This is a genomic window from Micromonospora coriariae, from assembly GCF_900091455.1.
Taxonomy (GTDB): Bacteria; Actinomycetota; Actinomycetes; order Mycobacteriales; family Micromonosporaceae; genus Micromonospora; species Micromonospora coriariae.
In genome coordinates this window covers 6,232,761-6,250,641 of the sequence record NZ_LT607412.1, presented here as the reverse complement: position 1 = coordinate 6,250,641, position 17,881 = coordinate 6,232,761, and the positions used below count along the sequence as shown (strand labels likewise).

The following is a 17,881-nucleotide window of genomic DNA, read 5'->3' as shown; positions in this document are numbered from 1 at the left end:
TCACCATGCGCAAGGCATTCGTCATCGCCAGCGCCCTGCTGCTCATCTCGTTCGCCCTGCAGTTCGTCTTCGCCGCCGTGGGCGCGTTCACGAAACCCGCGGGCGACGGCGCGTACGCGCTGCACAGCGTCAACGGGATGGCGGTCATCCCGGTGCTCACCCTGCTCACCATCCTGCTCGCCGTGCTGGCGAAGGCGCCGGGTCGACTCATCGGACTGACGATCCTGCCGCTCGGCCTCGTCGTCGTACAGGCGCTCATGGCCGGGCTCGCGAACGGTTCCACCGACGCCGCGGGCGCCAGCACCCCGTTGGGCCTGACCATCGCCGGACTGCACGCGGTCAACGGAATCGTCGCGGTGCACGTCGTGGTCGGCGTCCTTCGGGGAGCGCGAAAGCTGGCCGACCCGACGCCGGCGGACGGCACCCAGGTGGCCGCCCGGGAAGGGGCGCCGGCGTGACCACCGGCTCGCTGCTCGCCGCCGACCTCGTGATCGCGGTCCTCGCGGCCGCCGGGTGGCTGGGCGGCGGCGCCGCGTCGGCCGCCCGGCGCCGCCCGCTCGCGCTGGGACTGGCCGCCTTCGCGCTGCTCGCCACGCTCGCCCGCGCGATCACGATCACCGCGCTCGCCCGCGCCGGCTGGTGGTTCGCGGGGGAGAAGGTCCTCATCGCCGCCCCACTGGCGCTCGCGGCGGTGGTCGTCGCCGGGCCGCGGCTGCTGCGAGCCCCGGGCGACATCCGGTCCGTCGCGGTCCCGCTTCTCTTCGCCGGGTACGCCCAGAGCGGCGCCCTGCTCGTGACGCTCCTGCACGGCTATCCGGCGTCGCCGGGCGTGGGACTGCTCGCCGTCGCCGGGGTGGTCGCGGCGACCGCGGTCTCGTGGCGCGCGCTCGGCGCTGCTCCGACCCGGACGGTGTCCCGGGCGGCCATCGCGGTGGCGGTCACGGCGCTGGTGACCGGAACCGGGCTGACCGTCGCCCCGGACGCGGCACCCGGTGTACCCCATGATCAGCGATATCGGGATGCGCGGACCGCCGACGAACCGACCCGGCGGTTCGCCCTGACGGCCGGGACCGCCACGGTGAGCGTGAGCGGCCGGGACGTCGAGGCGTGGGCGTTCAACGCGCAGGTCCCCGGGCCGGAGCTGACCGCCACCGTCGGCGACGTCCTCGAGGTGACGCTGCGCAACCGGGACATCGAACGCGGCGTCACGCTGCACTGGCACGGGTACGACGTGCCGAACAGTCAGGACGGGGTGCCCGGCGTGACGCAGGCGGCGGTGCTGCCCGGGCAGGAGTTCGTCTACCGGTTCCGCGCCGACCAGGTCGGGACGTACTGGTACCACACGCATTCGGTCTCCGACGTCGGCGTGCGGATGGGCCTCTACGGCGTCCTGGTGGTCCACCCGGCCCCGGTGACCGGCGTCGACGTCACCGTGCCGGTGCACACCCTCTCCGGCCTTCCGCTGCCCGCACCGAGAACGGAGCCGGCCGAGGCGGGCACGCCCGTACGGCTGCGGCTGGTCAACACCGACAGCACGACGCACCGCTACGCCCTGGCCGGGACCCCGTTCCGGGTCGCCGCGATCGACGGATCCGACCTGCGGGGCCCGACGCCGCTCGTGGACACCGCCGTGCTGATCCCGGCCGGGGGCCGCTACGACCTGACGTTCGCCGCGCCACCCACACCGGTGGCGCTGTTCGTCGACGGACGGCAGGTCTACTCGACCGGACCGGTCTCGGCGGCGACCGGCGCGTGGCCGGTGCTGGACCCGCTCACCTACGGCGTCAGTTCCCCGGTGCCGTGGTCCCGGGTCGACAAGGAGTTCACCCTCGTTCTCGACCGTGGCCTCGACCTGCGCGGACTGCTACCGCGATACGCCCACACCGTCAACGGCGCGGCCGACCCCGACATCCCGTCGCAGGTCGTACGCCTCGGCGACATCGTCACCTTCACTATCGTCAACAGGTCTCAGATCGTTCACCCGTGGCATCTGCACGGCCATCACGTCCTGGTGCTGTCCCGCAACGGCAGGCCGGCGACCGGGAGCCCACTGTGGCTGGACTCCTTCGACGTACGCCCCGGCGACGTGTGGAAGGTGGCGTTCCGGGCCGACAACCCCGGGATGTGGGCCAACCACTGCCACAACCTGGCGCACGCCGACGCCGGCATGACGCTGCACCTGATGTACTCGTGATCCACCCCCTTGCCCATCCCCGCCCTGATGTCACTCACGGCAGGATCTCGACGTACCCGTCGGTTCCGTGCACCCGAATCCGTTGCCCATCCCGGATCAGCCTGGTCGCATCGGCCACACCGACGACCGCGGGCAAGCCGTACTCCCGGGCGATCACCGCCCCGTGGGTCATGAGGCCGCCCACCTCCGTCACCAATCCCTCGATCGCGACGAACAGGGGTGACCAGCTCGGGTCGGTGTAGGCGGTGACCAGGATGTCGCCTGGTTCGAGATCGGCCTCGGCCAGGTCCAGGATGACGCGAGCTCGCCCCTCGACGACCCCGCCGGAGACCGGGAGGCCCACCAGCGCGCCGGTCGGCACGTCGTCGCGTCGGTACGCACCGCTGATGCCCTCACCGTCGGACGTCAGCACCCGCGGCGTGGTGAGCGCCTGGTACGACCTGAACGCGTCCTTCCGCCGGTGGATGAGCTGGTCATCCACCTGGTTCGTGCGTACGACGTCGTGAAGTTCCTGGAACGTGAGGTAGAAGATGTCCTCCTTCTCGCGAAGCACGTTGGCCCGCACGAGACGGTCGGCTTCTTCCAGCAGAGCCTGCTTGTAGACGAAGTAGCGGCCGATGATGGCGTACTTCGGGTACTCCCGGTAGCCGATGAAGGTTCGGACCCGGTCGATCATCCGCTTGGCCTCGTCGGCCTTCTGCTCCCCGTCCGGCAGTTCCCGGAGGCGTGCGAGCACCTCCCGCGCCTTCTTCTCCGCCCTCTGGCGTCCCTGCTCGAAGCGCCGTTTGGCGGCGCCCGGCTCGAAGTTCCTGACGTTGTCCAGGAGGACGGGCACGAGCGTGGTGGGGCGTTCGCGCCAGCGCGGCCTCGTGATGTCGATCTCGCCGACGCAGCGCATGCCGTACCGGTCGAGGTAGGCCTCGATGGCGTCGCGCGCCTCGGTCCCGCCGGCGATCTTCGGCAGTTCCTCCAGGAAGCCTTCGTCCTCGACACCCCGCAGGAACGCCACCACCTCCGGGTGCGGGCGGATCACGTCCGCGACGTCGAGCAGCGCCAGCCCCATCTCCGACGTGACGTTGCCGGGGGCGGACAGCGTCAGGGTGTCGGCCGCGTTCCTCTCGCCCAGCCATTCCCACAGCCGGTCGTTGAGCCACCAGGTGGCCTCCATCCCCGCCATGATCGCCTGCATGCTCAACGGATCACTGAGGACCCGCTTGTGCTCGTCGAAGGCCTCCAGCAGGAAGTCGAACAGGGCCGGTCCGGTCTTCGTCCGGATGTCGCGCCGCAGGGCGGCGATGGAGGCCCGGCTGCGTTCGATCAGCTCGGTGACGATGGCCGGATCGGTCTTGATCGGGGCGGGCGCGCCGCCGATCGGCGGCCCGCCGGGACCGCCGTCCGGGAGCGCCGGGACGAAGTCGCCTCGGTCGAGGACGGTCTCCAACGCGTCCCTGGTCAGCGGATCGCCCCTCCCCGCCATCTCCAGGAAGCCGGCGCGGCTCGCGGGCGAGGCCAGGCGCCGGGTGACGTCGACGAACAGCCTCCCGCCAGCCTCCTGCATCGGCGCAATGGCCGTCAGCGGCCACATCGAGACGCCCAGTGGCTTCATGGCGTCGGTCATCATCTGCTGATGACCGACGGAGAGGTAGACGTGGTTCGCTCCGTCGCCGGTTGCCGGGACGGGGAACAGCGTGGTGATCGGCCGACTCTGGACGATCTGGAAGTCATCGTCGACCAGGCACCACTCGATGTCCTGGGGATGGCCGAAGTGGTTTTCGATCCGCCGCCCGAGCTGCACCAGCCGCACGACCTGTGCGTCCGTCAGCGCCGGCTGCTCCTGCCGCTGCGGGTCGACCGCCTGCTCCTTCGTCCCGCCGGTCGGCACGGCGTGGATGGCCAGCCGCTTGGTGGCGATCGTCCTGTCGATGATCTCGCCGTGGCGCACCTTGTAGGCGTCCGCGTTCACCAGTCCGGAGACCAGAGCCTCGCCGAGGCCGAAGCTGGCCTCCACGAAGGCGACAGTCCGGTTGGACGTGACGGGGTCGGCCGTGAACAGGACGCCGGCCGCCTGCGGGAAGGCCATCTTCTGCACGACAACCGCCATGTGGACAGTGCGGTGGTCGATGCCGTTCCGCTGACGGTAGGTCACGGCCCGCTCGGTGTAGAGCGAGGCCCAGCAGCGGCTGACGTGCGCAAGGATCGCCGCCAGCCCCATGACGTTCAGGTACGTGTCCTGCTGGCCGGCGAAGGAGGCCGTCGGCAGGTCCTCGGCCGTCGCGCTGGATCGGACGGCGTAGGCAGCGTGCTCACCGTGCTGAGTGAGAGCCCGGGTGATCGCCCCCGCCACGTCGTCGGGGAGGACGACCCCTTCGATGGCCCGGCGGATCTCCGCGCTGAGCGCGCGGATCTTCTCCCGGTCGTCCGCGTCCAGGCGCGACAACCGATCGAGCCGATCGTCGAGCGTGGGCGCCTCGGCCAGGATCCGCCGGAAGGCGTCAGTGGTCACGCAGAAGCCTGCCGGCACGTCGATGCCGTCGATCCGCGACAACGCACCCAGGTGCGCGCCCTTGCCGCCAGCGATCGCGACCTGCGTCTGGTCGACCTCTCGGAGGTCCAACACGTACTGCTCGATCATCGCGACACCTCCGAGGTGGCCGTTCCGTGCATTGACAACGACACACCCACGTCGTGCCCCATTTCCTCGTCCGTTCTCGGCTCCGGCCGACGATTCTGCGGCAGGACCCCGGTCTTGCGGCAAGCCCCGCGGTGCGATATACGTTCAAGTGGGAACGCTTGCCGCCGCGCCCGGGATTAGCGACGGGGCCGCCGCAGCCCTCCTGGGCACCTGCGAATTCCCCCTGGCACGCGCCGCCCCGCGCTCATCTGGGAGGGTTCGTGCACCGGCCGAGTCTGACCAGGAGCGCGTCCAGGGACAGGTCCGCGGCGCTGTTCAGCAGGAGGTCCGCGGCCGCGAAGCGGGCGTGGTCCGCGTGTGGGTTCGGCACTGCGACACACCGAAGCCCAGCGGCATGTGCCGCCGCCACGCCGTGCGCGGTGTCCTCGAAGGCGACCGCCTGATCCGCGGCCAGCCCGAGCCGATCCAGCGCCAGCAGATAGACGGCGGGATCCGGCTTGTGCGCAGGCACTTCCTCGCCGGTTGCCAGCACCTCGAACCGGGCCAGCAGCCCTGCCCTGTCCAGCATGGCGCCCACGTGGGTGATCGGGGAACTGCTTGCCACGGCGAGCCGCAGCCCCAGCTCCGCGGCCCGGTCCAGCCATCCGACGATGCCGGGCGCCGGCTCCAGCGCCGAGTTCAGGTCTGCTCGGTGTGCCATCCGCAGGGCGTGGCTGGACGCGCGGTCGTAGGCCGGTCCGACGGCCGCTTCGAGCGCGCTGTAACGCGCCTCGTTCGCGTCGCCGCCATGGTCGGCGAAGAAACCTGTCGGGTCGAGCCGCAAACCGTGCCGACGCCACTCCCAACGCCAGCTGTCCAGCAGTGTGGTCTCCGTATCCATCAGCAGGCCGTCGAAGTCGAGGATCAGCGCCTTGATCGTCACAGCGGCCAGTATCCCGGCCGCGACGCAGGCCAGCGCGGTCGAGCGTCCCAGGGCCCGCCTGATGTGACGTCACCGGAGGCGGGCGACCAGGTCGGCGACGTCGGCGAAAACCCGGTCTCCGGCCGCCGCCGCGGCGGGCGAGATCGTATCGAGGGTGAGGAATCCGTGCACCATGCCAGCCTCGCGACGATGCGTGACCGGAACGTCGGCGGCCGCCAGCCGGGCGGCGTACGCGTCGCCCTCATCTCGAAGCGGATCGTGCTCCGCGGTGACGACAACCGCGGGCGGCAGCCCACCAAGGTTGGCGGCGAACACCGGACTGACGTCGGGGTCGGCACGCCGGGCGGGATCCGGGACCCATTGCTCGGCCCCCCACGCGACGTCGTCGGCGTTCAGGCCCCACCCCGTGGCGTTGGTCCGCACACTGGGATAGGAGAGCGTCAGGTCGGTGTTCGGATACAGCAGGATCTGGGCGGCGGGCAGTGGTCCGCCTTCATCGCGCAGGCGCAGGCAGGCGAGCGCGGCGAGGTTCCCGCCAGAGCTGTCGCCCATGACGACTGTCGGGCCACCGATGCCAGCGTTCGAACCCCCGCTGGTCACCGCCCATCGGATCACGTCAACGCAGTCATCGACGGCCGCCGGCCACGGGTGCTCCGGAGCTCGCCGGAAGTCCACGCTCAGTACTGCCGTGTCGGTCTTGAGCGCCAGGCGGCGACACGCCCGGTCGTGCGACTCGAGATCGCCGATCGTCCACATCCCGCCGTGGAGGAACACCACGAGCGGCTGAGTCGCCGCCGATGGCCGGTAGAGGCGGGTCCGTACGTCGGTCGAACCGACAGTCAGATCCCCGACCCAGGCGATCTCCGGGCCCGGGGGGCGGGCTTCGACACGTAGCTGTTGCGCGCGCCGTAGCTCCGCCGCCCCCACAGCACGGGCAGGAGGGCCAGGGTTCCGCCGACCGGCCTCGATGAAGGCGGCCAGTTCGGCATCGGCAAGCGGCAGATCGCTCGTTTCGGCCATGCGGGAAAGAATGCCACTGATCGGAAGACCGCGGCCCGGAGATGGCCTTCAGGCGGAACTTCTTGGGATGCGCGTCAGCTCCCGGCTCTCAGCAGAGCCGGGAGCTGACCCGGTGGCGGCATCCGCGATGCCGGGCTGTCTCGTGCCGATGGCGTACGCCGGGACGGCACGTACTCAATGCCTGGTCACCGGACGCGTCACGCGGCGGTCATGCCGCCGTCGATCGCGAGAGCGGCTCCGGTGATGAACGTGGTCTCGTCACTGAGCAGGAAGGCCGCGAAGGCGGCGATCTCTTCGGGCCGCCCAATTCGTCCCACCGGGTGCATCGCGCCGGCGACACGCAGGGCCTCCTCCGGGTTCTCGCCCATCGCGCCGCGCAGAAGCGGGGTGTCGACGCCGCCGGTGACCAGCGCGTTGATCCGCACACCCGTCCCGGCCACGTCGAGTGCCGCCGACCGGGTGAGCCCGATGACGCCGTGCTTGGCGGCGCTGTAGGGGGCCATTCCGGCCGCGCCCGTGACCGCGAGGTTGGAGGCGTTGTTCAGGATCGACCCGCCGCCGGACGCCTGCAGCGCGGGAATCTGGTACTTCAGGCCGAAGAAGACGCTGTTGAGGTTGAGTGCCATCTCGGCGCCCCACGCGTCGTTGTCGATCTCGGTGACCGGACCGTGCGCGGTGGCCGCGCCGACGTTGTTGAACGCGCCGTCGAGCCGGCCGTAGTGGTCGACCGCCCGGCCGACCAGGTCCTCCACCTCGGCTCCGACCGTCACGTCGGTCGGCACGAAGAGCACGTCTCGCCCGGCGGAACGCAGCTCGGCGACGAATGCCTCACCCGCATCCTTGCCGCGCGCCGCCAGGACGACCTTCGCGCCCTCGGCGGCGATCCGCTCGACGACGGCCCGCCCCATGCCGGAGGTGGCACCGGTGACCAAAATGACCTTGTCGGTGAAACGCATGGACATGATCGGCTCATCTCTGTTCTAGGTGTGGGCGATTCGAGAGGTGGGCCCACGAGCCGGTGGTGGCGGCTCGGTCCAGTTCTCCGTCGGGCCCAGTCGGAATGGGACGGCAGCCGTCCGCTTCCATCACGCTATCCCAGGCGGACGACAGTCGTCCGCTTCTGCGGACGGTCGACGAGGTGACCCTGGCCACCTCGACATCAAGGGCGGGCGACGTGAGTGTGTTCAGCGCCGTGCGGCCTCGCGCGTGCAGCGCCCCGGCCCCTGCGATCAGGCGTCGAAGCGGGCTCGGTACTGGTCGCGGGTGATCGCATGAACGGCGACGGGTTGATGGTGCCCGGGTACGACAGTGTCGAACTCGCGGGTGAGTCCCAGCTTCTCCATCACCCGCGCCGACCTGACGTTTTCGACGTGGCGAACGCTGATGACGCGGCTCAGGCCGCGGTCGAGGAAGCCGAACCGCAGAGCCGCCGAGGCCGCCTCCGTCGCGTACCCATGTCCCCAGTACCTTCGGTCGAGCCGCCACCCGATCTCCACGGCCGGCATCACCTCCGGCAGGAAGTAGGGCACCGCGAGCCCGGCCCAACCGATGAAGAGGCCCGTCTCGCGAACCTCTACGGCGAACAGGCCGTATCCGCGCTCCCTCCAACTCGCGATCATCTTTCGCAGGCCTTCGGCGCTCTGCCGGCGATCGCGCACGGAGCCGTCCATGATGTAGCGCATCACCTCCGGGTCGGCGTTGATGGCCGCCAGGGCGTCGAGGTCGTCGTCTCGCCAACCGCGCAGGGTCAACCGCTCGGTCTCCAGGGTGATCACGGTTTCATTCTGGGTACTGCACCCGCCCCGCTCAAGGCTGATCCCCGTGCGCGCACTGCTGGTCGGGCGATCTCAAAACGTCGCGCACCCCGCAAGCCCCTGGCGCCGGCGGGGGTGAAACACGCCCTAGTCGCCGGTGGTCGACCGGTGACCCCTGGCGGTCGCCGGGGGAGTGACTTCGGCGAGCGCGGTCCGGATGGTCTGCGGCAGTTGGCCGCCCGGGTGATCGATCCAGTGCTGGACGGCGACGCGCAGGATGGCCAGGAAGGTCGCGGCCAGGAGGCGGGAGCGCAGCGCCACGTCGGCGCCGGTGAGCCGCTGTGCGAGATCGCCAGCCAGTTCGCGCTCGATCGCGGTGTACGCCGCGACCTGCTGTGCGGCCAGGCCGGGGTGCCCGCGCAGCTGCCGGCGTCGGGTCAGCCAGGAGTGGTCGCGATCGCCGAACGCCTCCTCGGTGAAGCGTTCGGCTGCCCGGGTCAGTGCTGTCCACGGCGGCTCGTTGGCGGGCCGCTCGCGGATCAGCTGCAACAGCCTGCGCAGGCGCGTGGTGTCGCCGTGGAAGAGCGCCTCCTCCTTGTTCGAGAAGTAGTTCGAGAACGTCCGCCGGGAGACGTTCGCCGCGTCGGCGATCGCCTCGACGGTCACCGCGTCGGGCCCCTGTTCGGCGGCGAGGCGCAAGGCCGCCTCGTGCAGGGCGAGGCGGGTGGCCGCCTTCTTGCGCTCCCGTAGCCCGGTGGTCTCGTCCATCGCCCTCAGCGTACGTGGGGTGACGCGCTTCTCAATGGGCAAACTTGCGTGCTGCGCAAGATCGGTAGATGCTTGCTTGGAGCAACCAACCAACTCGAGGGTGGGAGCAGACGTGGACAACGCCGTTCGTGCGCTCGGCCTTCGGCTGTACGACATGGTGCGCAGTGTCCGGTTGCTGAGGCAGCGCCGGGCTGACGAGCGGCCGGCCGTTCCACTGGGCCTGGTCGGCATGCTCCTGCAGATCGACCAGCTGTCCAGCGGTTGCCACGCCCATGAACTGGCTCAGCGCACCCGGCTCGACCCGTCGACGGTCAGCCGCTCCGTCGCCGCGCTCGTCGCGCACGACCTGGTCGAACGGCGGCCCGATCCGACCGACAAGCGGGCGAGCCTCCTGGCGATCACCCCCGCCGGCCGGATCGCCCTGGCCGACACCCACAGCTGGTACGGCGAGCTGCTCGAGCGGGCGCTGGCCGGCTGGACTTCCGGCGAGATCGAGGCGCTGAGCGCCGCGCTCGACCGGTTCACCCGCGACATCGACGTCGCCCTCGGAAACCACGACAAGCTGGAGGCCGCGCGATGAGCGCACCCACCATCACGACCGGCGCTGAGCCGATGACCCATCGGCGGACGCTCGAGGCGCTCAGCGGCCTGCTGTTGGTGCTGTTCGTCGCGATGTTGAGCAGCACCGTCGTCTCGACCGCGCTACCGAAGATCATCGGGGCGCTGAACGGCTCGCAGAACCAGTACACCTGGGTGGTCACCGCCACCCTGCTCACCGCGACCGCGACCACCCCCATCTGGGGCAAGCTCGCCGACCTGTTCAGCAAGAAGGTCCTCATCCAGGTCGCCATCGTGGTCTTCCTGCTGGGCTCCGTCGTCGCGGGCTTCTCGCAGAGCGCCGGCCAGCTCATCGCCGCCCGCGCGTTCCAGGGCATCGGGGTCGGCGGACTGCAGGCCCTCGTCCAGGTGGCGATCGCCGCCATGATCCCGCCGCGTGAGCGGGGGCGCTACAACGGCTACCTCGGCGGCGTCATGGCGGTCGCGACGGTCGGCGGTCCACTGCTCGGCGGCCTCATCGTCGACACGTCCTGGCTCGGCTGGCGCTGGTGCTTCTTCGTCGGCGTGCCCGTCGCCATCGTCGCGCTGATCCTGCTCCAGGCCACCCTGCACCTGCCGACCCTGCGACGGGAGAACGTCAAGATTGACTACCTGGGCGCCAGCCTGATCGCCGCCGGCGTCAGCGTACTGCTGATCTGGATCTCCTTCGTCGATGGTTCGTTCGCCTGGTTCTCCTGGCAGACCGCGGCCATGGTGGGCGGCGCGCTCATCCTCCTCGCCCTGGCGGTCTGGGTCGAGTCGCGGGCGGCCGAGCCGGTCGTCCCGCTCGGTATCGTGCGCCAGCACACCACCGCGCTGGCCATCCTCGGCAGCCTCGCGGTCGGCATGGCCATGTTCGGCGGCGCCGTCTTCCTGGGCCAGTACTTCCAGATCGGCCGCGGGTACACCCCGACCGAGGCAGGCCTGCTCACCATCCCGATGATGGCCGGGGTCCTCGGCTCATCGATCATCGCCGGCCGGTTGATCACCAGGACCGGGAGGATCAAGCCGTACATCGTCGCCGGTTCGATCATCCTGGTCGCCGGGTTCGCGCTGCTCGGCACCATCGACCACGAGACGTCTCTCGTCCTGGTGGGCGCCGCCATGTTCATCGTCGGCACCGGCGTCGGCATGACCATGCAGAATCTGGTTCTCGCCGTCCAGAACACGGTCTCCCTCAAGGACATCGGCGCGGCGAGCTCCAGCGTCGCGTTCTTCCGGTCGCTCGGCGGCACCATCGGCGTCTCGGTGCTCGGCGCCGTCCTCGCCCACCGGGTCACCGACCAGATCACCCGCGACCTCACCGCCGCCGGGATCCCCGCCTCCGGCAACGCCGGTGGCAGCAGCAACCTCAACATCACCGCTCTGCCCGAGGGGATCCAGCACATCGTCCGGGCCGCGTACGGCGACGCCACCGGACACATCTTCCTGATCTCCGCCGCCATCGCGGTCGTCGGCGTCATCGCCGCGCTGCTGCTCAAGCCGGTCACCCTGCGGACCAGCCTGGACCTGCCGGACAGCGCCACGTCGACGGCCGTCGCCGCCGACGCGGTCGACGGCGCTCCGGCCTTCGACCAGGTGTCCGTCGACACCGCACGGAACGAGGCGACCGACCGGCGCTGACGCCGGCGCCGTACGACCCGGGGCCGCTGCCGTCCGAGGACTGTGGCGGCCCCGCCGTCAGCGGGTCTTCTTCGTCGCCCGCTTGCGAGGGGGCGTCAACAGTTCGGCGATCGCCGCGATCGCGGACGGCACCAGCCGGTAGTACGCCCAGACGCCGCGCTTGTCGCGCTCGAGCAGGCCGGCCTCGGTGAGGATCCTGAGGTGATGGCTCACGGTCGGCTGAGAGAGCCCGAGCGGCGCGGTGAGGTCACTCACGGACGCCTCACCCTCCGGCGCGGACTGGATCAGGCTGAGCAGTCGCAGCCGGGCCGGATCGGCGAATGCCTTCAGCACTCCCGCGAGCCGCTCGGCATCGGCACGCTTGATCGGCTCGCCAGCCAGTGGCGAGATAGCAGGCATCGCAGTTTTCGCAGCTCCCACGTCTCCTATCGTTTCATCAACACCATCGACAGGTCGATGAATCGGGACGAAAACCCCGATGGACTCGCGGACGGGCCTCGGCGCGCAACTCGGAACGGGTCGATGGCCGGTCACGCTCCTGCGGTGCGGTGCCGATGATCAGCACGCTTCGTGCCACGAAGCGTGACTGTCTGACCTACCGCTGCGTCAGTGACCGGCTGGTCATCCGGATGGAGGCTGACGACGGGTCATGGGGCGAGGAGACCTTCGTGCGAAGCGGCGCCTGACCGACCGTTCCGCGCGGCGCGGTCCGACTACGGCTTGTTCAGGAAGGTGAGGACGGCGCGGACCCGGCGGTTGGTGTCGTCGTCGTCGGTGATGCCGAGCTTGTCGAACATGGAGGTGGTGTACTTGCTGATGGCGCTCTCGCTGAGGAAGAGCCGCTGACCGATCGCCTGGTTCGACAGGCCCTCGGCCATGAGGCTGAGCACCGAGTGCTCGCGGTCGGTGAGCTTTTCGAGGCGTCGGTTCGAGGACCCACTCGAGAGCAGCTTCGTGATGACGGCCGGGTCCATGGCGGTCCCGCCGTCGGCAACGCGTTGCAGGGCATCGATGAACTGGTCGGCGTCGAACACGCTCTCCTTGAGGAAGTAGCCGATGCCACCTGCGCCGGCGGCCAGGAGTTCGCGGGCGTACAGCTGCTCGACGTGCTGGGACAGGATGAAGATCGGTAGTCCGGGTACTTCGCGGCGTGCGGCGAGAGCTGCCCGTAGGCCCTCGTCCGACTGGGTCGGCGGCATGCGGACGTCGACGACGGAAACATCCGGCCGCCACCTCAGCAGCGCCTCGAGCGTCTCGGGCCCGGTGGCCGCCGTGCCCACCACCTGGTGCCCGTACGCCTCGATGAGGTGGACCATCCCGTCGCGCAGCAGGTAGAGGTCTTCGGCTACGACGATTCGCATGGCAGCGCCATCCTCGCACGGGTCGGGCCGCCGGCCGGGCTGCTGATGTCGACGGTGCCGTCGAAGACCGCGAGGCGGCGGCGCAGCCCCGCGAGTCCTCCGCCGGGGCGCGCGGTGGCTCCGCCCTGGCCGTCGTCCTCGACGTCGACGATCAGGTGGGTGTCGTCCCGGGTGATGGAGATCCGCGCCTGGGACCCGTGGGCGTGCTTGACCGCGTTGGTCAGCAGTTCGGCGATCCCGAAGTACAGGGCGGACTCGATCGGCGGGTCCAGGCGGAGCTGAAGATCAGCATTGACGCTGGTTTCGAGCGGGCTGTCCAGGGCGAGAGCGCGGACGGCATCGATCAGCCCCCGCTCGTTCAGCACCGGCGGGCTGATCCCCCGGACCAGTTCGCGGAGTTCGGCCAGCGACGCGGTGGCGCCGGCCCGAGCTTCCCGCAGCAGCGCCTTGGCCCGGTCGGGTTCCGTCTCCATCAGCTTCTCCGTGGTGGCCAGCGACAGTCCGAGCGCGACCAGGCGTGCCTGCGCTCCGTCGTGCAGGTCTCGCTCGATCCGGCGGATCTCGGCGGCCTGCGCCACCGTCGTGTCCGCGCGCTGGGCGGTCAGCTCATCCACCCGGTCCGCCAGCGCCATCGCGGGCGACGGGCGCAGGAAGCGGACGGCTACCGGCTCGATGGGCCGCCAGGCGTACGGGGCGGAGGCGACGGCCACGACCACGCCGAGTGCCCCGACGAGGCGCGCGGCGGGCTCCGGCTGGCCGAGCCCGAGGACCGCCGCGGCCACCCCGACCGGCGGGAGGGACGCGACCACGCCCGCGGTGAACGGCGCGATCCCCGTGAACCGCAGGTCGCGCCAATTGGCGGGGTCGCTCCAGCGGACCCGCCACTTCTGGTCCATGAGGGCATCCCGCTGGCTGCGCTCGTACGAGAAGCCGTTCCACCAGTACCCGGTGGACATCCGTGTCACCGGCCCGGCCTGCCGGTATCCGTCCGGGATGACGATGGCGGTCCACCTCGCGACCAGGAGCCGGACCAGCCGGCAGACCGGCCGGGACAGGGCGAGCGTGCCCACGCACACGAGCACGAACGGGGCTACCCACGACCACGGGTTTCCCGCCCCCCACCAGATCCCCAGCGCCACAGCGGCAGCCCACACGGCCGGGACCAGCATGGTGACGGCCGCCACGACGCACGAACGCACGAACCCCACGCCGGCACGCCCCACCCACCAACCCAGCTGTCTCATGTTCCTTCCTTCGCCTTCCGTCGGGTGCTTCCACTGTCGCACCGCGCCGAGCCGGCGACTGCGCTGGTCAGCCCGGGAGTGGGCCCAGCCCCACCCATCCGTGCGTCCAGGCCCATACCGGGTCGGTCCAGTGGTTCCTAACGTCGGTGAGCATGGAAACCGACACGCACGACACCGCAGAGACAGTGATGATCAAGAGCCCTCGCGTTCAAGGCGCTTTCGACGCGGCGAAGAACAACATCAGGGTGTACGCCGCTCTCAGCGCCGTCGCCCTCCTGGGAGTCATCGTGGTGTCCGTCAGCGGCCACACGGTGAACACCTTCATGTGGGTCCGGGCAGTCCTGCTGCCGGTGGTCGCCGTGCTGATCTACCGGATGACCGTCTCCGGTTCCCAGGGATCTCGACGGGCCTTCGAGCGCGTCAGCGGTCTCGCCCTCATCATGCCGATCGCGATCATCGGCGTCGATCTGATCCCGGGCATCTGCCCGCCGTGGTACGCCGTGACGCAGGTCGTCTGCATGCTGCCGATCGTCCGGGTCGCGTTCATCACTCGCGGCTCCGCACTGCGTTCCGCGTTTCCCACGGCACGCTGATCGAGCATCGGGCACGTGCCGGTTGTTCACCGACCACGGCGCGGGTATTGCAGCGCGGTGAGCAACTGGCTGTGCACGTTGGCGTTGGAGTACAGGCCACCGCCCTGATCGCCCGCGTGTCCTCCGGTCGGATCGGTGAAACGGCCGCCCGCTTCCTCGACGAGAAGAATCCAGGGCGCGTGATCCCAGATGTGGTAGCGCTCGACCAGGAAGGCATCGATCTCGCCACGGACAAGTTCGACGAGCGGGAGGGGGCTTGCCGGTGCGCGGGCCGCACCGGGTGGGAGACGGGCTCTGGACACGTCGTCCAGAGCATCGAGCCGAGCATCAACCCAGGATCGACGTGGCGCTGACTCGGAGGCGTGCCGGGCGCCTACGGGGTGCAGGCGGCGCCGTCCATGTCCGGCGACGCTATCAACCCTGGCCGCCCTCACAGTGCCCCACGACCTGGTACGCCTCACCGTTCGTCGCTCGGTCGCGGACGCGTGCTTCCTCACCTGGCACCATCACCGTGGCTGTTCGAGACTCCTCACTCGTCCGCCACCTGAATGATCGTCTTGCCGGGCATGCGGCGGTGCCGGGCGAACGCGGACGCCGTTTCGTCGAGTGGTCGCACGGCGCCGACGATGGGCTTCAGCCGTCCGGTACGGAGGCGCTGGGCGAGGTCGGCCAACCGGGCGCGATCAGGTTCGACGACGAAGAAGACGGCTCGCCCGTCCCTGGGCTGCACGGTAGGTGGCGTGGCGATGGTGACGACGGTGCCGCCCGGGCGCACCAGCTCGGTCGATCGCACGAGGATGTCGCCGCCGATGACGTCGAACACCAGGTCCACCTCGCCGACCTGCCGCAGATCGTCGGCGTCCAGGTCGAGGAAGGTCTGCGCGCCGAGGCCCAGCGCGACGTCACGGTCGTCGGCTCGGCCGGTGCCGATCACGCGGGCGCCCACCTCCCGCGCGAGTTGAACGGCGATCGAGCCCACGCCGCCCGCAGCGCCGTGAATGAGGATGGTCTGGCCGGTGGTGAGGTGGGCGTGGTCGAACAGACCCTGCCATGCGGTCAGTCCGGAGATGGGCAGCGCGGCGGCCACCGTGTGATCGATGTCGGCCGCGAGGGGGGCGAGGTTGCGAGCCTCCACCGCGGTGTATTCGGCCAGGGATCCGTTCCGGGCCCAGTCGGTCAGTCCGAACACCCGCTGGCCCACGGTGAGACCGGTGGTTCCGTAGCCGAGCTCGACCACAACCCCGGACAGCTCGTGCCCGGGGATGCTGGGCGTCCGGTCTCGACCGGCGCGATCGGACCACGTTCCCGGCCACTCGAGCTCTCCGGGTGTGAAGCCTGCGGCGTGCACGCGCACGATGACGTCGTTCTCCGCAGCGTGCGGGTAGGGCATGTCGGTCAGGGTGAGCCCGCTGATACCCGCGTCACGGTCTCGCACGGTGATCGCTCGCATGCTCGAGTCCTTTCCCAGAAGGTTCGTCGGTATGGAGTGGCTGTCGGGCGCTCCACAGTCGTCACGCGCTGGAAGCCGGGGAAGAAGTGTTCGAGCAGGTCGGAGTTCACGATGCCGTTCGTGGTCTCGGGCCGATTCTTCAGCCCGTCGACCTGGGCTCGCAGACACTCGTTCTTGAAGTCCCCCCGTGGATGGACGGCGACGGTCCTGACACAGGAGACCCGTCGGGTAGCCCGAAGTAGGGCAGCAGATGGTTGAGGTGGAAGCGGGTGATGGCGCCGATCCGGTCCCCGGTCAGGGTGAGCACGATCAGGCCCGCCGGGCCGGCGGTGGTCGCCTCGGACCCGGCGAGGTAGGCGCCGAACGCGGGCTGGGTGTTGGCGCGCGTGGGCACCAGCGCGAGCCGTCGGGTGGCCTGGAACGCCAGGCTCGCCCGGAGGAAGTCGGTTATCGCCGGGATGCCGTGGTACTCGTGCGGTGCCGGGGGCATGCTCAGCCAGGCGTCGTCGGTCAACAGGGCGACGAGCCGTCCAAGGTCGGCCGCGGTGAACGCCTCGGCGAAGCGGCGGGTCAGCCGGCGCTCGGCGGCGGAACGGGGCGGCGGGGGACGGCCGGCCACGCGCCCTGTGTCGAGCGCGGCGCGGGCTCGTTGCAGGGCGCCCTTGACGGCTGCCTCGGTGGTGCCGAGCATGCCGGCGACCGTGGCGCTCGGGTAGCCGAGCACGTCGCGCAGGACCAGGGCGGCGGCCTGCCGCGGCGGCAGCCGTTGGAGCGCGGCGACGAACGCGAGTTCGACCGCCTCGCGGGTCTCGTACCGCGCCGGTGGACCCGGCGTCGGCTCCGCGAGGTGGTCCAGCAGCGCGTCCGGGTAGGGCTGCAGCCAGGTGACCTCCCCGCGCCGGCTCAGCTCCGGTGGCTGGAACGGCGGCACCGGCTCGGTCGGGATGCGCCGGCCGGCGGCGCGCCGCGCGTTGAGACAGCGGTTGGTCGCGATCCGGTACAGCCAGGTGCGCACCGACGCGCGCCCCTCGAAACGGTCCAACCCCCGCCACGCCGCGAGCAGCGTCTCCTGCAGCATGTCCTCGGCGTCGGTGAGCGAGCCGAGGAGGCGGTAGCAGTGCAACTGCAGCTCGCCCCGGTACGGCCCGACAAGGTCCCCGAACGCGTGCGCGTCCCCGGCCCGGGCGCGATCCAGCGTGGTCTCGCTCACGAAAAAATACTGCCATGTTCCCCGGGCGGCGGTCCGTCCCGGCCATCGGCGGTGTCTATACCACCGGAAGGACCCACGAGAAGGAGACACCGTGACCGACAAGAGCCCCGCCCTGCAGACCGCGCTCGCCTACCACGAGGCCTGGCGGACCAAGGACCTGGACCGGGCCATGTCCTACATCGCCGCGGACATCGTCTGCGACGCGCCGGCCGGCCGCATCGAGGGCGCCGACGCCTACCGGGCGTTCCTGGCGCCGTTCGTGCAGATGCTGCGCGACGCCAGAATGATCGCCGCTTTCGGCGATGACCAGACCGCGCTTGTGATGTACGACGCCACTACCGCACCGGTGCCGAGCGCGCCGGGCGCCGAGTGCGTCACCGTCAAGGACGGGAAGATCACGTACAGCAGGTTCCTGTTCGACCGCGCCCCCTTCCAGGCGGCCCGCCAATAACCTGAACCACCCATCCAGCCCGCGCCCCTGTGGCGTGCGGACGAGGCGTCGGGAGGGAATCC

The 17,881-nt window shown here is 70.4% G+C and carries 19 protein-coding genes; 7 read left to right on the top strand and 12 right to left on the bottom strand.

Annotation, left to right across the window (positions count from 1 at the left end; translation table 11 throughout):
* Positions 1-5: 5 nt before the first annotated feature.
* A complete protein-coding gene (locus GA0070607_RS29055) occupies positions 6-458 on the top strand; it encodes a DUF6220 domain-containing protein (RefSeq protein WP_089021041.1) in 453 nt (150 codons plus the stop codon).
* Positions 455-2,194 (top strand): multicopper oxidase family protein, encoded by a 1,740-nt coding sequence (locus GA0070607_RS29050; RefSeq protein WP_089021040.1) that lies wholly within the window; start codon positions 455-457, stop codon positions 2,192-2,194. The genes GA0070607_RS29055 and GA0070607_RS29050 overlap by 4 nt, the downstream gene beginning before the upstream one ends.
* 34 nt (positions 2,195-2,228) lie before the next feature.
* Here GA0070607_RS29050 and rph read toward each other — a convergent pair whose 3' ends face one another.
* From rph to GA0070607_RS29020, 6 genes are all read right to left on the bottom strand, one after another.
* Entirely contained in the window at positions 2,229-4,826 is a 2,598-nt protein-coding gene (gene rph, locus GA0070607_RS29045; RefSeq protein ID WP_089021039.1) for a rifamycin-inactivating phosphotransferase, read from the bottom strand.
* A 244-nt stretch (positions 4,827-5,070) separates the two neighbouring features.
* Positions 5,071-5,748, bottom strand: coding sequence for an HAD family hydrolase (locus GA0070607_RS29040; protein ID WP_089021038.1), 678 nt, complete (start codon positions 5,746-5,748; stop codon positions 5,071-5,073).
* Positions 5,749-5,817: 69 nt separating this feature from the next.
* Positions 5,818-6,768, bottom strand: a complete 951-nt coding sequence (locus GA0070607_RS29035) for an alpha/beta hydrolase (RefSeq protein ID WP_089021037.1) — start codon at positions 6,766-6,768, stop codon at positions 5,818-5,820.
* Between the two features lie 197 nt (positions 6,769-6,965).
* Positions 6,966-7,730, bottom strand: a complete 765-nt coding sequence (locus tag GA0070607_RS29030; RefSeq protein WP_089021036.1) for an SDR family NAD(P)-dependent oxidoreductase — start codon at positions 7,728-7,730, stop codon at positions 6,966-6,968.
* Positions 7,731-7,997: 267 nt separating this feature from the next.
* The gene (locus GA0070607_RS29025; protein ID WP_089021035.1) at positions 7,998-8,543 is read right to left on the bottom strand and encodes a GNAT family N-acetyltransferase; all 546 of its coding nucleotides are present in this window, start codon (positions 8,541-8,543) and stop codon (positions 7,998-8,000) included.
* Positions 8,544-8,669: 126 nt separating this feature from the next.
* Entirely contained in the window at positions 8,670-9,290 is a 621-nt protein-coding gene (locus GA0070607_RS29020) for a TetR/AcrR family transcriptional regulator (RefSeq protein ID WP_089021034.1), read from the bottom strand.
* 112 nt (positions 9,291-9,402) lie between these two features.
* Here GA0070607_RS29020 and GA0070607_RS29015 point away from each other — a divergent pair, with 112 nt between their 5' ends.
* Both GA0070607_RS29015 and GA0070607_RS29010 read left to right on the top strand, forming a co-directional pair.
* Complete coding sequence (locus GA0070607_RS29015) at positions 9,403-9,870, top strand: MarR family winged helix-turn-helix transcriptional regulator (protein WP_231930480.1); 468 nt, start codon at positions 9,403-9,405, stop codon at positions 9,868-9,870.
* Positions 9,867-11,510, top strand: coding sequence for an MDR family MFS transporter (locus GA0070607_RS29010; protein WP_089021033.1), 1,644 nt, complete (start codon positions 9,867-9,869; stop codon positions 11,508-11,510). Before GA0070607_RS29015 ends, GA0070607_RS29010 begins: the two co-directional genes overlap by 4 nt.
* Positions 11,511-11,567: 57 nt before the next feature.
* Here GA0070607_RS29010 and GA0070607_RS29005 read toward each other — a convergent pair whose 3' ends face one another.
* Entirely contained in the window at positions 11,568-11,909 is a 342-nt protein-coding gene (locus GA0070607_RS29005) for an ArsR/SmtB family transcription factor (RefSeq protein WP_089021032.1), read from the bottom strand.
* Between the two features lie 155 nt (positions 11,910-12,064).
* Between GA0070607_RS29005 and GA0070607_RS33905 the strand changes: the two genes are divergently transcribed.
* A complete protein-coding gene (locus tag GA0070607_RS33905) occupies positions 12,065-12,196 on the top strand; it encodes a hypothetical protein (protein WP_269458403.1) in 132 nt (43 codons plus the stop codon).
* A 27-nt stretch (positions 12,197-12,223) separates the two neighbouring features.
* On the opposite strand, the gene GA0070607_RS29000 is transcribed toward GA0070607_RS33905, so the two are convergent.
* A complete protein-coding gene (locus tag GA0070607_RS29000; RefSeq protein ID WP_089021031.1) occupies positions 12,224-12,871 on the bottom strand; it encodes a response regulator transcription factor in 648 nt (215 codons plus the stop codon).
* Positions 12,856-14,115 carry a sensor histidine kinase gene (locus tag GA0070607_RS28995; RefSeq protein ID WP_089021030.1) on the bottom strand — a complete coding sequence of 420 codons (1,260 nt, stop codon included), beginning with the start codon at positions 14,113-14,115 and terminating at the stop codon, positions 12,856-12,858. The genes GA0070607_RS29000 and GA0070607_RS28995 overlap by 16 nt, the downstream gene beginning before the upstream one ends.
* 152 nt (positions 14,116-14,267) lie before the next feature.
* Here GA0070607_RS28995 and GA0070607_RS28990 point away from each other — a divergent pair, with 152 nt between their 5' ends.
* A complete protein-coding gene (locus GA0070607_RS28990) occupies positions 14,268-14,708 on the top strand; it encodes a hypothetical protein (protein ID WP_197701185.1) in 441 nt (146 codons plus the stop codon).
* 26 nt (positions 14,709-14,734) lie between these two features.
* Here GA0070607_RS28990 and GA0070607_RS32590 read toward each other — a convergent pair whose 3' ends face one another.
* From GA0070607_RS32590 to GA0070607_RS28970, 3 genes are all read right to left on the bottom strand, one after another.
* A complete protein-coding gene (locus GA0070607_RS32590; RefSeq protein WP_157743300.1) occupies positions 14,735-15,010 on the bottom strand; it encodes an inositol monophosphatase family protein in 276 nt (91 codons plus the stop codon).
* Between the two features lie 227 nt (positions 15,011-15,237).
* Complete coding sequence (locus GA0070607_RS28980) at positions 15,238-16,326, bottom strand: NADP-dependent oxidoreductase (RefSeq protein ID WP_231930472.1); 1,089 nt, start codon at positions 16,324-16,326, stop codon at positions 15,238-15,240.
* On the bottom strand, positions 16,298-17,368 hold the full coding sequence (locus GA0070607_RS28970) for an RNA polymerase subunit sigma-70 (protein ID WP_089021027.1): 1,071 nt from the start codon (positions 17,366-17,368) through the stop codon (positions 16,298-16,300). Before GA0070607_RS28970 ends, GA0070607_RS28980 begins: the two co-directional genes overlap by 29 nt.
* Before the next feature lie 91 nt (positions 17,369-17,459).
* Here GA0070607_RS28970 and GA0070607_RS28965 point away from each other — a divergent pair, with 91 nt between their 5' ends.
* Complete coding sequence (locus tag GA0070607_RS28965) at positions 17,460-17,819, top strand: nuclear transport factor 2 family protein (protein WP_089021026.1); 360 nt, start codon at positions 17,460-17,462, stop codon at positions 17,817-17,819.
* Positions 17,820-17,881 lie beyond the last annotated feature (62 nt).

Bases quoted from the DNA above. Each gene is read 5' to 3' on its own strand.
- GA0070607_RS33905 (WP_269458403.1), top strand. From the start codon at position 12,065: ATGATCAGCACGCTTCGTGCCACGAAGCGTGACTGTCTGACCTACCGC.
- GA0070607_RS28990 (WP_197701185.1), top strand. From the start codon at position 14,268: ATGGAAACCGACACGCACGACACCGCAGAGACAGTGATGATCAAGAGC.
- GA0070607_RS29055 (WP_089021041.1), top strand. From the start codon at position 6: ATGCGCAAGGCATTCGTCATCGCCAGCGCCCTGCTGCTCATCTCGTTC.
- GA0070607_RS29020 (WP_089021034.1), bottom strand. From the start codon at position 9,290: ATGGACGAGACCACCGGGCTACGGGAGCGCAAGAAGGCGGCCACCCGC.
- GA0070607_RS29035 (WP_089021037.1), bottom strand. From the start codon at position 6,768: ATGGCCGAAACGAGCGATCTGCCGCTTGCCGATGCCGAACTGGCCGCC.
- GA0070607_RS29005 (WP_089021032.1), bottom strand. From the start codon at position 11,909: ATGCCTGCTATCTCGCCACTGGCTGGCGAGCCGATCAAGCGTGCCGAT.
- GA0070607_RS28995 (WP_089021030.1), bottom strand. From the start codon at position 14,115: ATGAGACAGCTGGGTTGGTGGGTGGGGCGTGCCGGCGTGGGGTTCGTG.
- GA0070607_RS29000 (WP_089021031.1), bottom strand. From the start codon at position 12,871: ATGCGAATCGTCGTAGCCGAAGACCTCTACCTGCTGCGCGACGGGATG.
- rph (WP_089021039.1), bottom strand. From the start codon at position 4,826: ATGATCGAGCAGTACGTGTTGGACCTCCGAGAGGTCGACCAGACGCAG.
- GA0070607_RS29010 (WP_089021033.1), top strand. From the start codon at position 9,867: ATGAGCGCACCCACCATCACGACCGGCGCTGAGCCGATGACCCATCGG.
- GA0070607_RS29030 (WP_089021036.1), bottom strand. From the start codon at position 7,730: ATGTCCATGCGTTTCACCGACAAGGTCATTTTGGTCACCGGTGCCACC.